The organism is Clostridium sp. NkU-1 (assembly GCA_001312405.1).
In genome coordinates this window covers 1-15,118 of record BBDR01000001.1, presented here as the reverse complement: position 1 = coordinate 15,118, position 15,118 = coordinate 1, and the positions used below count along the sequence as shown (strand labels likewise).

Below are 15,118 nucleotides of genomic sequence, written 5' to 3'. Positions count from 1 at the left end.
TTTAAGTTACCAACGGCCTGTATCTGGGCTCCTTCGGCTCCAGGCTTAAGTTCTTATCCATATCCACAACTGTGTTGGCCATGAGGGCCATGTTATTCCGGTAGTAATCGGATACTTCTTTATTGGGAACCAGATCTACATTGACCTCAATAAGCCCTTTTTCACCAGCCAGCTCTTCTGCCTTTTTTTCTACCCCGTTTAAACGGTAACTCACTTTAATGTCCCAGGGAAGCTGGGATTTCTCTGTTTTTGTCCGGCCTTCAAAATAAAACCGTGCTCCCGTTTCTTCCGGAGAAAAAGTGATGGAGCCGTCTTCTCCTATTACAGCTTCCGAATGGTCTGTTAAGTTCATTACTTTATCGTAAACTCCGTAATCCACGATACTGCTGTTCCCATTCATCAGATAATTTTTTTACAATGCTGCTTTCTTTTATATCCCCATAAGGATCCAGAGTCACATAAAGAGTTTCATCATACTGGGGCACATCAGGCGCGGCCAGGGCCGGCAGTACGGACTCAAGGGAAACGATAACAGCCAGGCCCATACTCAGAATTCTATTATACTTTTTCATGGTCATTCTCTCCTTTTATTTTTGCTCTTCCATATCTTAAACGCCGTTTTTCCTTTCTCTTTGCCGCACGGAGCTGCTGCTTCTGAATCTGCTTGTCAAAGGTGCTAAGCAAGGCCGGAAGAAGAGAAAGCACCAAAATCATACTTAAGAGCGCTCCCCTTCCCACAAGGCGTCCCACCTGGGAAATAGCCTGTATGGACGACGTAAAAAACAAAAGATAACCAACTACCGTAAGAATACCGCCTGACGTCAGGATAGAAAGGGTACTTTTTGAAATGGCAGCCATGGCGGAGTCCGTGTTATTCATGGTCTTCCTAAAGCCCAGATAATTATTAGTCATCAGGATGGAATAATCAATCGTAGCACCAAGCTGCAGGCAGCTTACAATGATGTATCCGATATATACCATGCTGTCTCCCATCACATAGGGAAGCGTCATGTTTAAGTAAATGGCGACTTCAATGGGTATGATTACAAGGATCGGAACCAGAACAGACTGGAAGGTGGCAAAAACAACCAGGGCAACTCCCGCTAAAGATAACAGGGAAACCTTATTATAGTCATCGGTCAATATATCACGGATATCAATTGTCGTCGGAGTCATGCCTATTACATAAGCATCTTCCGGATAATATTCCCTGATCACCCGTTCCAGCTCCTGACTGCTTTCAAAGGCATACTGGCTCTCCTGAACTGTGTTCAGGGAAATCAAAAGCCTGGCATACCGCTCACTTCGAAGCTGTTCGCTTACCTTCTCCGGAAGAAAGCTTTCCGGAATTCCCTTGGGCACGGTTCCTGCCATGGACATTGCATAATTAACAAACTCCAGGTCCTCCAAAGCATCCGTCAGCTGCCGTTCGGTCACAATCGAACCATTGGGAACTATGCCGATGATCATGTTTGATTTCCCGAACTCCTCATTGATGGTCTTGGTATCTTCAAAAACTCTGGTTCCCGGCCCGGCTCCGATGGCATCATCCCCGTAGTAGAAAACGTTCATACTCTGTCCGAAGTAACAGGGAACGGCCAGGAACAAGGCAATAATAAATACAGGCTTCCGGATCCGGTTCATCAGTTTTGCGAACCTGTCAAAGGAAGGAATAAAGGGCTTATGGGCTGTTTTTTCGATCTTATCATTAAAGTGCAGGATCAAAGTCGGCATAAGGAACAATACAGTAGCCAGACTGCAGATGATCCCCTTGGTCAGCACAAAACCCACATCCTTACCAATGGTAAAACGCATGAATGCAATCACAAGAAACCCTACAATGGTGGTGGCCCCGCTTGCCAGTATGGAACTGCAGGATTCCTTTATTGCCAGCTCCATGGCCTTGCGCAGCTCAATGCCGGTATTTTTAATTGCCGTAAAAGTATGTAAAAGGAAAATGGAATAATCCATGGATACTGCCAGCTGTAAAATGGCTGCCGTGGAAAACGTAAAAAAATGATATGGTGCCAAACATCAGGTTAGATCCCATATTCAGGATGATGGCAATAACCATGACGAAAATAAACAAAAACGGTTCCATCCAGGATGTTGTGGTAAGGGTTAATATCACCCAGATGATTATAAGCGCCATTCCAATCGCCATGGTAATCTCTTTTGTTATGGATTCTTCCCGTTCCTTACTGGATACGGCACTTCCCGCAAAATAGCCTCTGTCTTTTCCTACAATTTCATAAATCCCGTCAACCGCGCTCCGGGTCACCTCACTGTCATCGCCATTTTCAAATATCACATCCATCAGAGCGTAGCCGTCACAATAATAATCTTCCATGGCAAAGGCATCCACAGACATCATATCGGTGATCCCCTGATTTAAAAAAAGATGTTCCCATATAGACATTGGTGGTCAGATCCGGGCCTATGACCAGATCCACACCTTCCAGGTCGGATATCTGCTGTCTTATTCTTTTTGCTTCCTGAAGCTTACATCCTCTACCATGATCCGGGCCATTCCAGGATATCCAAACTCATCCTCCATCACATCAAGAGCCTGTTTTGTTTGAGCAAACTGCGGCAGGTATTTGCTTAAATCGTAATTGACCTTTACAAAAGGGAAACAGATTGCACAGATGATGGCCGTGAGAAAGAAAAAAATCTCTATTTCCTTTCCCCTGAACACAATAAAATGTACGATTCTATCAAATAAACTTCTGTCTCTTTTCATAGTTTCCTCCATTACCCATCCTTATTCTGTTAATAGATATATTATTGACTTTTGAACACGTGTACATTATAATACTCTTGTAGATAAGTTTCAATAATCAATCAATAAGGAACGATCTATTAACAGACACAAATTTTATTTCAGTGTAATAATCAACACTTTTTGACATAATGATCATGGCTTTTGGAGATTCAGACCCTGAAATTAGAAGCAAGTTCAGAAACACAATGGAGGAATCATATGGAAATTCAAAAAAAAGGATCGCCGTATCCGAAAAACTCAGAAGTTATTAAAGGAAAGCCTTCTTGAACTCATGGAAAAAAAAGACTTTAAGAATATTTCCGTAAAAGATATCACGGAACTGGCAGATTTAAACCGGGGTACTTTTTATCTTCACTATGCCGATACTTACTGTCTGTTACAGGAGATGGAATCCGAAGTCTTAAATGATTTCCAGGATATGGTAAGCAACTGCCGCTATGCCTTTAAAAAGGACTCGCTCCTGCCCGTTGTCATACCAATCATACATTATATTGAAGAGAACAAAAAGATCTGTAAAATCCTTTTTGAGAACAGCTCCTCCAATGATTTTGTAAACCGTTTCCATACCCTTGTCTTAAAAAAACGGCACAGCGGTCATCAGGGAGCAGTATCCGGCTGCCAGAGAAGTGACCCTGAACTATTATCTTGAATTTATTACCTATGGGCTGACCGGTGTCCTAAAGCAATGGCTTGATACGGATATGCAGCAGCCAAAGGAAGAAGTGGCCGAATTTGTGGATAAGATGATTATGGGAACTGCCAAAAAGCTTCTGGCTGTTTAAACAAAATCATTTTTTTATTTTAAATCCTTATTTTTCGCCTGGAATCAACCGATATATGGATATCGATGCCATACAGCCTTTCAGCTGAATTCGCATCAATAACTACACAAGGATGATTTTTATGCTAAAACTTAATAAATCCAAGAAAGAAAAGATTCCCAAGACAAGACCCAAAAAAGGGAAGGCCGTAAAAACCAAACAAAACAAGGTAAAACCGGCCAAGGCCCCAAAAAAACAAAAAAAAGGAAAAGGTCTGTTGCCTAAAAATAAAAGAGTTCTCGTTTTGATGGCAGCCGCTCTGTTGATCGTTATTATGGGATCTGTTCAGGCCATTGTTCTGCTCACCTCCCAAAAAAAGAATGTACAGAAAGAAGAAGTAGAAGAAGTTCCGACCTACTACTTTTCAAAAGACGAAGATATTTCTTCGGTTACTGAAATTGTAGGGGAACGGGATTTTGAAAAGCAGGAGCTTCTGAAGCCACCTCTGAAACAGAAACGAAAGAAACATCTTCTGCCGATGCTTCCTCACAAGCCTCCGGCATGAGGGCGCGTTACAAGTACTTTAACGTGGAAGATACCTCTGCTGATATAAAAAACTACATGGATTACCTGGAGGGAAAAAAAGAATTTCATTAACATAACAGATCAATCCCAGCAGCCAGAGTCCGGACAGCCTTCTGCAGACGAGGCCTCAAAGACCAGCGCAGAGATTTATCAGCTTGCCGGACCCTCTAAAGATTCCTCTTCCTACCTTTCCATTACCCTGGAATCCGAAGCGGACAGCTATACCGTAACCACCAGCAAGGAAAACCAGCCCTGGAACACTTATTTTAAGGACCAGTGGAACCAGCAGAAAAAAATAATCTCTGATTTTGAAAAACAGCCAAAATCCACCAATACCATTGAACAGGCGGAGGAAGCTGTCCGGGCCCAGAGCCAGGAAAAGCTTGGCCTGTCGGAAGCGATTGACTCTTATGAATATATTACAGCACCTGGAATATCGAAAATAGACGGAAATGATTATTATACGGTCAGGACCTACAAACGCCAGCCTGACAATACTCTGACTTATGTTGCCACCTATTTATTTGACTATAATACCGGCAGTGTAGCCTTCCAGTACGATGAAGTAACAGGAAAGGCGATTCCGCTGAGTTAATTTCACACGAAAAAGACGGACAGTCCTTCGGACTGGTTCCGTCTTTTTCTATTTTCCTTTTTATGCCAGAGGCATTAGGTCTCCTAAAGAGCAGTAACCTTTCATGAAGCCCCATATAAATGCATAAGATAAATATATACTGCATTTAAAACAGCAGGTCGGGGGCTTTATCATGAATAAAATATTAGATAACGATTATTATGATCTGATCATCAGCAATGCTTTAGTTCCTGGTTTTGATACCGGAGATAACATAACGGTTCTGAATGATAAATATTCTTTGCTGCATATATGGAAAAACAATATGGACGCCTGTGACCTGGGCCGGCATCCTTATGATAATTTTCCCTCTCTTTTTACACTTACTTCTAAAGTGAGCATGGAAAAATCAGGTATTACCAATGTCCGCAGACATCCCGATCTAAGCCTCATGGGGCTGGGAGTGACCATCGGCATCATAGATACCGGCATCGACTACCAGCATCCTGCATTCAGAAATCGTGACTGTACCACCCGCATTCTATCTATATGGGACCAGACCGACCAAAGCGGCAAGCCTCCCAAAGACTTTAGTTTCGGTTCGGAATACGGCAAAAACCACATAAATACCGCGCTGAAATCAAAGGATCCCTTATCCATTGTACCTACCTTTGACAGCAATGGACACGGTACGGCAATCGCCAGCGTTATTGCCGGTACCCCCGATGAAGAACACGGCTTTACCGGCATTGTTCCTCAAACCGAACTTATCGTAGTAAAATTAAAAGAAGCGAAACAAAATTTAAAAAGCTGTTCTTTGCTCCGGAAAATGCCCTGTGCTATCAGGAATCAGATCTCTTGCTTGGAATCCGTTACCTTCTCTCCGTTTCCCAAAAAACAGACCGTCCTCTCGTCATATGCATTGCGACGGGTAGCAGCCAGGGAGCCATGACGGACTTGGTGTTATCAGCACTTACTTAGACCAAATCGTACAATTGCCCAAAACCAACGTAACAGTTGCCGCAGGGAATGAAGGAAACCACCGCAGACACTATTTCCATCAGTCAGAGGCGGCGCCTTTCTGCAGTGGGTTTAACTTAAAAATAGGGAGAAACGACAAAAAAATTCACAATGGAACTCTGGCCCTTTCCCCCTGGAAAAGTAACAATTGAAATTTTTCACCTAACCGTGAAATCGTTCAAAGTATATCCCCTTCTGCCGATGACTGCCAAAAATTCAGCCTTTCCCTTGGCCAGACTACCATATGGATCAATAATGTCCTCTTGGAAGGCTCTACCGGGGATCAGGTTATTTTAGTACGGTTTGACAATCCGATTCCAGGGATCTGGCATTTCCGGCTCACCAGCATAGAGAAAGAGCCTTTTTCCTTCCATTCCTGGCTCCCGTCAGGAAATTTAATTTCACACGAGACATATTTCTACCAATCAGACCCTGACACCACCATTACAGCTCCGGGAAATGCAAGAAATCCCCTGACAGTTGCCGCCTATAACCAGTTCGACGACAGCATTCAGGTAGAATCAGGAAGAGGCTATTCAAGATTCGGTGTGATCGTTCCGGATATCGCCGCTCCCGGATACCAGATTCCATGCGCGATCCCGGGAAATCAATATGGAAGCATTACAGGTACCGGAGCAGCCGCAGCACATGCTGCAGGAGCCTCTGCCATGATCATGGAATGGGGGTACTGCAAAGGCAACCATACCACCGTCACCGGTGTCCAGATCAACCATATGATGATGAGGGGTGCACAAAGAAACGGCACCTATGCGTATCCCAATAATATCTGGGGATATGGCCAGATAGACGTATACAGACTGTTTCAGAGGATCTCTGTGATCTGATGAACGCATGGAACTTAAGAATGAGAAAATAAGCTTTAGCTGCCTGCCTCCTGGCTGGCAGCTTCTCTTCTATAATATACTACTGCTCCAATGCCGCCCAGAAAGGCAATTCCGGAAAGCAGCAGATACCCGTTCAATATTCCTGCCCTTAAAGCCAGCGCCCCTGTAAAAACCGGGAAAGTTGTCATCCCCACCGCATATACAGCCTGGTAAAGTCCCATTGCCGTGGATTTACAGCCGGCCGGAATTTTCTGCATTGCTTCCGAGGTCGCAAAAGAAAACAAAATTCCCGTGGACATCCCCGGTAAAATTTGCAGCAGTAAAATCACAGGCACGCTTCCTGCGGCCGGAACCAGTATACAGTACAAAGCCACAACAGCAAATACCAGGGGGATCCAGAATCTTGGACCTTTACGGCTGCAGGTGCCGGAAGCTGCGAAAGCTGCAAATCCTACTGATGACATCATATAGATCACAGAGGATATCCCTACAACTCCGTCTGTTGCACCCAGTGTTTTTAATATCTGGTTTGTAAATGACATGGCAGTGGTCAGCTGGATCCCCTGCTGAATCAGGGCAATGGCAGAGAACATCCACAGATGCCTGATTTTACAAACAGAAAGCAGTTCCCTGGTCTTATGTATGCCGGGTTTCACATCATTTTCTTTGATCCCGGCAGAAAGAAGAAAAGCAAGCAAGCCTGCACAGACGCTTAACAGGCAGATTCCAGCCATGCCGATACGGTGATAGGTGATTGTGCTGCACAGAAAACCAAGAAGCATTCCAAAATTATTGAACAGTACAATCCGGCTGGTGGCTGCCTGCTGATCCCCGGCAGAAAAATGATTGGTATAGAACACCATAAAAGAAATCCACATGGCGGAAGCAAGTCCTGAGAAAAAAATTGGCAACCAGAAAGCCGGCTCCATTACACCAAAATACCCGGAAAACAGATGCGGTTCCGGAAGCGATAGCTCCTGCCATAATAAAATGCTTATGCCTGCCAACAGAATCCGCACAAAGTCCTATGGGAAACCTTAACAACAACTGGGAAATTCCATAAGCCCCCACAACCATTCCGGTAAATGCGCTGCTTGCTCCGCTGGCAGTCAAAAAAAGTGGTCTGGTATGGAATATATACATATTGCGCAAACCAGAACAGCGATACCATAGCAAGATAACGGATTTCCTGATCGCGTGTAAACGTAAGCTGATTAAAAGTCTGTTCTTTCATGTTTTCTTCCTCTGAGCGTATTCCTCTAAAATCCTGTGAATATGGACGGCAAGGTACATTTCTTCCTGTCTGGACAGTTTTGAATCAAATTTCTCTTTAATAAAAACGCCGATTTTTTTCACACATTCATATTCCCTGGTGCAGCTCTCAAGCACATGAGAATAAAAAGAATCTTCATAATCATATAAATCCTGTTTGCCGTTTACAAGCCGCTGTGCAAAGAGACGCAGATGAGTCACAAAGCGGGTGTAGCCGATGCCGTCCTCATCGTAGATGATGGAGAAATTGTATTTTACAATATCCAAAATTCCCTTGACCGTTTCAAATATCTTCTGGTTATCCGTACTGTCAGAGTTATTTGTCTGTGCATTGATAAAATGAAAAGCAATATTTCCGGCCTCATCTTCAGGAAGCTCCACCTGCAGCTGCTCCCTCACAAGCTGCAGGGCATATAAGCCAACCTGGTATTCCTTTGGATTAAAACGTTTTAAGGTCTGCGTGTAAAAATTCTGTATTAAAATCCCCTCATTGTTTCTTTTTACAGCAAAGGACAAATGGTCCGTAAGTCCCAGATAAATATGCTCCATCAGTACCATTCCATAGGTGTCGATGGCATAATCAATGACCTGCTTTGCCAGCTCAAAATAGGTACTGTCTATTTCGGAGGCAAGCCTGATGATATTCTTGGATATAGACCGATCCTTTAAGACAAATACCTTTTCAATGTCTTCACTTTTTAAATGATGCCCGATGGACTTATTAAATCCGATTCCCTTGCCCATCAGGATCACTTCCCTGCCGCTGTCATCAAGTGCCAGCAGCAGGGAATTATTCATTACTTTTACAACCCTCATAACCCAACCCCATTTCTCAATCAGAGTTCGTTTCCATTGGTTTCAATCACTCGCCTGTACCAGAAATAACTGTCCTTTTTGATGCGGCGCATATCCTTTAAGTCATGGTCTTCCCGGTTGACATAGACAAAACCATACCGCTTTCGGAAGCCCTCATGGGAACTTAGAAGATCCATAAACGACCAGGGAGAATATCCCATGACCGAAACCCCGTCTTCCATTGCCTGGCTTATGGCCTGGATGTGCGCCCTTAAGTAGCTGATCCGGTACTCATCATGGACTTTGCCGTCTTCTGTCAGGGTATCGGCAGATCCCAGGCCATTTTCCGTAATAATGAGGGGAAGGTGGTATTTCTGATAATAGCTGTTCAATACGGTCCGAAGGCCAAGCGGGTCGATCTGGGCTCCATATTCACTGGAAGCCAGATGCTCATTTTTAATATGATGAAAATAACCATACTGGTCAAAATCTACTTCATTGATGGGGAACGCCCTCTCCCCTGCCGGATGTCCCTCATCTGCCGGAAGGTACCTGACACATAAGGTCCGGTAATAATTCAGGGCAATAAAATCCATCTTTGCGTCTTTTAAAATTTCCTCATCTTCCGGCTCCATAACCGGCACAATATTTCTTTCCTCCAGATAGCGCATGTAATATCCCGGATAACGGCCGTAATAATGCATATCCAGGCAGTAATCCGTTTTAAACCAGTCGTTCATTCGGGCCGCCCATACATCCTCCGGTCTGTTGCTTTCCGGATAGGTGCAGGTGGCGGATACTGCAGGACCGATCTTTCCATTTGGTATGATGGAATGGCAGGCTTTCACTGCCAGGGCATGAGCCAGGAACATATGGTAGTCCATCTGGGCTCTCTGGCGGTCGGCTTCCCATGGCTCGTCCGCGGTGATGTTCACACGTTCATTTACCCTCACCATAAGATTCTGCTCGTTGTGGACCTGCCAGTAAGTGACTCTGTCTCCGAAGGCTTTAAAGCATATGTTTGCGTAATGCTCAAAGGCTTTTACACATTCCCTGGATTCCCAGCCATTGTATTTTTCAACAAGGGCATAAGGAAGGTCAAAGTGATATAAGGTGATAAAAGGCTGAATGCCCTGTTCCAGCAGACGGTCAATGATTTTATTATAAAAATCAATCCCTGCCTGGTTTATTTCCCCATCTCCATCTGGCAGGATCCTGGCCCAGGAAATGGAGAACCGGTAAATCTGCATTCCCAGTTCCTTCATGAGCCGGATATCCTCCTCCCAATGATGGTAAAAATCACTGGCGGCCTTGCTGTCAGCCTGTATATCCGAACGCTTAAAGGAGTTTACATCGGCAACCGTAAGGCCCTTTCCTCCTTCATCCCATCCGCCTTCTATCTGGAATGCCGAAGAAGAGGCTCCCCACAAAAAGTTCTCCGGAAAATTTGCTTTCCTTACTTCCATATCTACATTTCCTTTACTGATTATTTTTGATTGCAATCACCGGCTTTTCAAGAGAAGCCCTGACTCCGTTAATTCCCGTCACTTCATGGAAAGCGGCGGTATTGCTGATGATGATTGGAACGACCGTATCATATCCTTCTTTCTTTAAGGCATCTAAGTTAAAGGACAGAAGTCTGGTTCCCTTTTTGACATGGACCCCTTCTTCCACATATTTTTTTTAAAATGCTTCCCTTCCAGCTGGACCGTATTGATGCCTACGTGAATAATCATTTCAGCCCCGCTGTCCAGCATAAGCCCAAGGGCATGAAGGTCGGGTAGACCAGGGTCACGGTACAGTCTTCGGGAGCGACGACTTCACCCTTTTCCGGGATAATGGCAATTCCGTTCCCCAATGCCATGGAAGAAAAAAACCTCATCGTTTACCGATGTCATGGGAACTGCCCTGCCTTCCACCGGTGAGCTGATCAATATGTCTGCTTTGGAAGTGATATCCAAAACATCCTGAAATTCGGCTGATCCTTCCTCTGTTTTCCGGTCAGAAGCTCCGCCTGATCCGGAACCTTGTCCGCCTTTTCCAGTAATATCATCAAAACCAAAAAGGAAGGTAAGGCCCATTGCGCCAAAGAAGGATACGGCAACACCGATCAGATAATAAATAAAGGTCTTCATACCAAAAGCCGCATAGGTTGCAAAGGTAAGCACTCCATTATTGGCAAAGGAATCGCCGTACACGCCGCCTATGCCCATGATGGCACCGCCGATTGCGCCGCAGATAATGGCATAGATCATAGGCCTTTTCAACCGCAGGTTGCAGCCGTAAATGGCCGGCTCCGTAATGCCGCACACAGAAGCGGATATGGCTGCAGAAGCTGCGACTGTTTTTAAATCCTTGCTTTTCGTTTTTAACATAACACCAAGGGCTGCACCGCCCTGGGAGAAATTTGCCGCACCGGCAAAAGCCAGCAGGTTCTGGTGGCCGAACTGGGCCACATCATTGATCCCAATGGGAAGAAGGGCCCTGTGTGCTCCGAAAATAACAAATACACACCACATACCGCCCACAAAAGCGCCGCACAGGGCAGGGCTTAAATTCATCATTCCAGTGTAGATAAAGTTAATGCCATTACCGATGTAGATGCCGATAGGGCCAAACACCATAAAGGTTGCAGGATCATAACCAGTAAGGATATGCCTGGAACAAGTATGATCTTCAATACTTCCGGAATTATCTTTTCTAAAAACTTCTGTATATATGCAAGAATAAATACCCCGATAACAATGGGAATTACTGATGATGCATAGCTTGCCTTGGTAATGGCAATGCCGAACATGCTTACAGCCTCTTTCCCGGTCATCAGGGAAACAACTGCCGGGTAGCACATGGTACCGCCCAGAGCCATGGCAATAAATTCATTTGCCTTAAATACCTTTGCACTGGTATAGGCAAGAATAATGGGCATGAAATAAAACAATGCGTCTGTGGCAGCCATAATAAGAATATAAGTCTGGTTGACCGTAATATCCATCCCGTGATTGGAGGCCGTAATTCTTGCAATGGTCAAAAAAACCTTTTAAAAGACCGGAGGCCGCAATCGCCGGAACCATAGGAGTGAACATGGAGGAAATGGCAATCAGAATCCGGTTCCAGACAGAACCTTATCTTCAATGCCGGCAGCTGTGCTTTCCTCTAATGATACCATGGGAAGGATTGCTTCGTAAACCTTTGTTACCTTTGTTCCCAGTACGACCTGGAACTGCCCGCCGCTTTCCACAACAGAAATAACACCTTCCAGATGTTCAATTACTTCTTTCTTTGCCTTCTTTGAATCTCTTAACTCAAACCTTAATCTGGTAAAACAATGGGTAAGTCCCTTTATGTTATGGTCGCCGCCGACGTTTGCTATGATGTCTTTGGCTATTTGATTATAATTCATTTTCCAAACCCCTTTCAAGTGTTTTAATATCTTATCATCCGGCCGGAATGACAAAATAAAAAAGACCCGACCAAGCTATGGGAATCATAAGACCATAAATAATAATAAGTCTTATAACTCTTCGCTCAATCCGATCTTGCCTGCATTACCAGTAACACGTCTTCCTGTTTTGCTATTCAGTTGTTCTCAACTAAGCACAATATAACACCGTTTGCAGATTGATGCAACCGATTTTAGAATTTTCTGCATTTTTCCCAATTTTTCAACCGAAAAATCGGCTATTTTTTTACAAAAATCTTAACACAAATACTTTTTTCCGTTTTCCTTAAAAATTCCCGTTATTATTCCGGCTTAACCATAAATGTTTTGATGCGCCCGGGCTCAATGGCAAATCAAACAAAAACCGGAGCAACCCATTTCCGTTTGCTCCGGTCATTATTTTATCTGTCTGCCGCTGCTTTCATAATAAGTGCTGCCACAGCAGCCCCGGGATCCTTTAAGGAACGGGATGCTTCCCCTCGTGTTGCCGCTCTTCCGTGAACCGCAATCATCGTTGTGTACGTTCAAAGCCATTCCATGCAGCCGTTGCAGCTTCCTCAAAAGCTTCTTTCAGGGGCACTCCGGCTTCCACTTCCGCTTTTAGCACCTGTACTCCGGGATGAAATCCATCCAAAAAGGTCTTATCTCCCAGTTTGGCCTTACCAAGATCAGCAACACCTGCCTCATAGGCTTCAAACAAAGCAACAACATCTGCGCCGGATAATTCCGTCTTTCCTTTTAAGGTCTTTCCGGCACGCATCAGCTGCCGCCATCAATGTCCCCATGGTAGAAGGTACCTTATTTCCCATGGTCTTTCCTGCCTTGTACAAAAGCCTGCCCAGATCCGTCTCCGATCCATCCATTACCGCTTCGTAGGCCGCCTGGAATCCATCCGTCATCGTCAGCCCCAGATCACTGTCTCCCACAACACTATCCAGTTCAATTAAGTAGTTTCGGTTTTCCACCATGATCTTACTTATTCTACCAAGCATGGCTATCAGTTCCTGCTGGTTCATATAAACCTCCATTCTGCCGCTGATGACGGCGGCTTAAATAATCGTAACAAAGGGTATGTGTCCCTGCCATTTTCTTCTATATATGATATATTTAGACAATACCCTGCTTAAAGAATGGGGTATCAGCCGGAGCATCCAGATATCCCTTTAATTCCTCATCCATTTTCAAAAGGGAAATGGACAGGCCGGCCATCTCAATGGAAGTCACATATTCACCCACATAATAACGGTGCACCCTGATTCCCTTCTCTTCCAGAATCTGATTGACCTTTCTCGTCACAATGTACTGTTCGTCAAGAGGAGTGGCTCCAAGCCCGTTGACCAGAACCGCAACCTCGTCTCCAGCGCAGTAAGGAATATCTTCAAGGATCTTTTCCATCATTTCCGATGTGACCTCATCTGCTGTTTCCATTTTCCCCCGGCGGATTCCAGGCTCTCCATGGATTCCCATGCCGATTTCCATCTCATCCTCTCCGATCTCAAACCCCGGATGACCGACTCTCGGCACTGTACAAGGGGTAAGTGCCACTCCCATGGTCCTTACATTGGCAGCTGCTTTCTCTGCAATCCGCTTTACCTCTTCCAAATTCTTCCCGGCCGCGCCGCCGCTCCAGCGCATTTATATACAAAAAAGATACCGGTCACTCCTCTTCTGGTGTTTTTTTTCTCCGGGAGCCGCCTTAGGGGATGCCACATCTTCCCCTGCAACAACGCTTTCCACGCGGATTCCCTCTTCCATGTCGGCCATCTCTACAGCCATGTCAAAATTAAAGATATCCCCGTTATAATTTCCGTAAATATAAAGAACACCTGCTCCGGAATCAATGCTTTTCGTCACGTTGAGCATCTGCTCCGCACTGGGAGACTGGAAAACATCTCCAACCGAGCAGCCATCTAACATTCCTTTTCCTACATAACCCAAAAACAGAGGAAGGTGTCCCGAACCCCCTCCGGTCGCGATCCCCACTTTTCCCTCCACCTTATTGGAGGTGACCAGGCAGCGCAAGTCGCCTTCGGCGTAAGTAACATAGTCTGGATGAGCAAGATAGATTCCCTCCAGCATCTCATTTACATAGTTTTCCGGTACATTAATCAGTTTTTTTCATCAATTCCTTCTCCTTCCCACAATTTATTGCAGTTCAACCATATGCGTTCCGATATACTTCTATGACCTCTTGTACAGTCGGTTTAAAGGGATTGTCCTCCATACAGGAATCCCTCAGCGCAATCTCTGCCAGAGCCTTAAAATCCTCAGGATTTACTTTAAGCTCCCCAAGGCTCTGTGTAATCCCAACCTTCCTTGACAGCCGCCTGATACAGGCCACCGATTCCTTCACTGCCTGTTCCCCAGTCATGGAAGCCGCCCCGGGAAGCCTAAGTCCCTCTGCCACTTTCTTATATCGTTCTGCTGCTTCCGGTCTGCTTCCATTAAATTCCATGACAAAAGGCAGCAAAACCGCATTGCAGATGCCGTGAGGCAGGTTCATAAGCCCTCCAAGGGAATGAGCCATGGCATGAACCATGCCAAGGCCTGCATTGGAAAACGCCATGCCCGCGCTGTATTCCCCATAAGCCATCATTTCCCTGGCTTTCTCATTGCTTCCGTCGGCCACCGCTTCAGGAAGATAGGTATTAATCACGCCCATTGCCCATAGAGCGTCCTTATCTGTATAGGGAGTGGCCCGTTTCGCTATAGCCGCCTCAATGGCATGGGTCATGGCATCCATTCCCGTGGAAGCCGTAAGGGCCTTTGGCATGCTCATCATGAAATCCACATCATTGACGGCAATGGTGACCATGCAGTTAGGGTCCACCATACACATTTTGGAATGTCTTACGGGGTCGGTCACGATATAGAACGAGGTGACCTCAGAACCGGTTCCTGCGGTAGTATTCACTGCAACAATGGGCATTCCCGGATTAAGAGAGCGGCCCACCCCTTCATAATCCTCTACCTTACCCCCGTTTGCCATCACAATGCTGACTGCCTTTGCCGTGTCTATGGCAGAGCCTCCGCCCACAGCCA

20 protein-coding genes and 3 pseudogenes are annotated in these 15,118 nt (G+C 45.3%); 5 read left to right on the top strand and 18 right to left on the bottom strand.

The window, feature by feature from the left end; translation table 11 throughout:
- Position 1: 1 nt before the first annotated feature.
- From JCM10519_RS24545 to JCM10519_RS24525, 5 genes and pseudogenes are all read right to left on the bottom strand, one after another.
- Complete coding sequence (locus JCM10519_RS24545) at positions 2 to 379, bottom strand: hypothetical protein (RefSeq protein ID WP_347842628.1); 378 nt, start codon at positions 377 to 379, stop codon at positions 2 to 4.
- The gene (locus tag JCM10519_RS24540; protein ID WP_347842627.1) at positions 357 to 572 is read right to left on the bottom strand and encodes a hypothetical protein; all 216 of its coding nucleotides are present in this window, start codon (positions 570 to 572) and stop codon (positions 357 to 359) included. The genes JCM10519_RS24545 and JCM10519_RS24540 overlap by 23 nt, the downstream gene beginning before the upstream one ends.
- Entirely contained in the window at positions 559 to 1,374 is an 816-nt protein-coding gene (locus JCM10519_RS24535) for an MMPL family transporter (RefSeq protein WP_347842897.1), read from the bottom strand. The genes JCM10519_RS24540 and JCM10519_RS24535 overlap by 14 nt, the downstream gene beginning before the upstream one ends.
- A gap of 399 nt (positions 1,375 to 1,773) precedes the next feature.
- Positions 1,774 to 2,317, bottom strand: a pseudogene (locus JCM10519_RS24530) (MMPL family transporter); the annotation flags it as partial.
- 162 nt (positions 2,318 to 2,479) lie between these two features.
- Positions 2,480 to 2,743, bottom strand: coding sequence for a hypothetical protein (locus JCM10519_RS24525; RefSeq protein ID WP_347842626.1), 264 nt, complete (start codon positions 2,741 to 2,743; stop codon positions 2,480 to 2,482).
- Between the two features lie 313 nt (positions 2,744 to 3,056).
- Between JCM10519_RS24525 and JCM10519_RS24520 the strand changes: the two genes are divergently transcribed.
- From JCM10519_RS24520 to JCM10519_RS24505, 5 genes are all read left to right on the top strand, one after another.
- Positions 3,057 to 3,434 carry a TetR/AcrR family transcriptional regulator gene (locus JCM10519_RS24520; RefSeq protein ID WP_347842625.1) on the top strand — a complete coding sequence of 126 codons (378 nt, stop codon included), beginning with the start codon at positions 3,057 to 3,059 and terminating at the stop codon, positions 3,432 to 3,434.
- Positions 3,412 to 3,567 (top strand): TetR-like C-terminal domain-containing protein, encoded by a 156-nt coding sequence (locus JCM10519_RS24515; protein ID WP_347842624.1) that lies wholly within the window; start codon positions 3,412 to 3,414, stop codon positions 3,565 to 3,567. Before JCM10519_RS24520 ends, JCM10519_RS24515 begins: the two co-directional genes overlap by 23 nt.
- Positions 3,568 to 3,688: 121 nt before the next feature.
- Positions 3,689 to 4,111, top strand: a complete 423-nt coding sequence (locus JCM10519_RS00045; protein WP_054737577.1) for a hypothetical protein — start codon at positions 3,689 to 3,691, stop codon at positions 4,109 to 4,111.
- 787 nt (positions 4,112 to 4,898) lie between these two features.
- Positions 4,899 to 5,657 (top strand): S8 family serine peptidase, encoded by a 759-nt coding sequence (locus JCM10519_RS24510; RefSeq protein WP_347842623.1) that lies wholly within the window; start codon positions 4,899 to 4,901, stop codon positions 5,655 to 5,657.
- A 331-nt stretch (positions 5,658 to 5,988) separates the two neighbouring features.
- Positions 5,989 to 6,570, top strand: coding sequence for a S8 family serine peptidase (locus tag JCM10519_RS24505; RefSeq protein ID WP_347842622.1), 582 nt, complete (start codon positions 5,989 to 5,991; stop codon positions 6,568 to 6,570).
- Positions 6,571 to 6,605: 35 nt separating this feature from the next.
- Here the strand turns inward: JCM10519_RS24505 and JCM10519_RS00035 are convergent, their stop codons facing one another.
- The 13 genes and pseudogenes from JCM10519_RS00035 to JCM10519_RS00005 all read right to left on the bottom strand — a co-directional run.
- Positions 6,606 to 7,481, bottom strand: a complete 876-nt coding sequence (locus JCM10519_RS00035) for an MFS transporter (protein ID WP_347842621.1) — start codon at positions 7,479 to 7,481, stop codon at positions 6,606 to 6,608.
- 83 nt (positions 7,482 to 7,564) lie between these two features.
- Positions 7,565 to 7,804, bottom strand: a complete 240-nt coding sequence (locus tag JCM10519_RS24500) for a hypothetical protein (RefSeq protein WP_347842620.1) — start codon at positions 7,802 to 7,804, stop codon at positions 7,565 to 7,567.
- Positions 7,801 to 8,658, bottom strand: coding sequence for a PRD domain-containing protein (locus JCM10519_RS00030; protein WP_054737575.1), 858 nt, complete (start codon positions 8,656 to 8,658; stop codon positions 7,801 to 7,803). Before JCM10519_RS00030 ends, JCM10519_RS24500 begins: the two co-directional genes overlap by 4 nt.
- 20 nt (positions 8,659 to 8,678) lie before the next feature.
- Positions 8,679 to 10,103 (bottom strand): family 1 glycosylhydrolase, encoded by a 1,425-nt coding sequence (locus JCM10519_RS00025; RefSeq protein WP_054737572.1) that lies wholly within the window; start codon positions 10,101 to 10,103, stop codon positions 8,679 to 8,681.
- Positions 10,104 to 10,116: 13 nt separating this feature from the next.
- A complete protein-coding gene (locus tag JCM10519_RS24495) occupies positions 10,117 to 10,311 on the bottom strand; it encodes a PTS glucose transporter subunit IIA (RefSeq protein WP_347842619.1) in 195 nt (64 codons plus the stop codon).
- Positions 10,257 to 10,501, bottom strand: a pseudogene (locus tag JCM10519_RS24490) (PTS glucose transporter subunit IIA). The gene JCM10519_RS24495 and the pseudogene JCM10519_RS24490 overlap by 55 nt, the downstream one beginning before the upstream one ends.
- Positions 10,458 to 11,261: a PTS transporter subunit EIIC gene (locus JCM10519_RS24485; RefSeq protein WP_347842618.1), complete on the bottom strand. Its 804-nt coding sequence runs from the start codon at positions 11,259 to 11,261 to the stop codon at positions 10,458 to 10,460. The pseudogene JCM10519_RS24490 and the gene JCM10519_RS24485 overlap by 44 nt, the downstream one beginning before the upstream one ends.
- Positions 11,198 to 11,665: a PTS transporter subunit EIIC gene (locus tag JCM10519_RS24480; protein WP_347842617.1), complete on the bottom strand. Its 468-nt coding sequence runs from the start codon at positions 11,663 to 11,665 to the stop codon at positions 11,198 to 11,200. The genes JCM10519_RS24485 and JCM10519_RS24480 overlap by 64 nt, the downstream gene beginning before the upstream one ends.
- Before the next feature lie 69 nt (positions 11,666 to 11,734).
- On the bottom strand, positions 11,735 to 12,037 hold the full coding sequence (locus JCM10519_RS24475) for a PTS transporter subunit EIIB (RefSeq protein WP_347842616.1): 303 nt from the start codon (positions 12,035 to 12,037) through the stop codon (positions 11,735 to 11,737).
- Between the two features lie 547 nt (positions 12,038 to 12,584).
- Positions 12,585 to 12,836 carry a DAK2 domain-containing protein gene (locus JCM10519_RS24470; protein ID WP_347842615.1) on the bottom strand — a complete coding sequence of 84 codons (252 nt, stop codon included), beginning with the start codon at positions 12,834 to 12,836 and terminating at the stop codon, positions 12,585 to 12,587.
- Positions 12,769 to 13,092 (bottom strand): DAK2 domain-containing protein, encoded by a 324-nt coding sequence (locus tag JCM10519_RS24465; protein ID WP_347842614.1) that lies wholly within the window; start codon positions 13,090 to 13,092, stop codon positions 12,769 to 12,771. The genes JCM10519_RS24470 and JCM10519_RS24465 overlap by 68 nt, the downstream gene beginning before the upstream one ends.
- A 91-nt stretch (positions 13,093 to 13,183) precedes the next feature.
- A pseudogene (locus JCM10519_RS00010) lies at positions 13,184 to 14,155 on the bottom strand (dihydroxyacetone kinase subunit DhaK).
- 76 nt (positions 14,156 to 14,231) lie between these two features.
- On the bottom strand, positions 14,232 to 15,118 hold an 887-nt coding region (locus JCM10519_RS00005; RefSeq protein ID WP_054737570.1), incomplete at its 5' end, for an iron-containing alcohol dehydrogenase.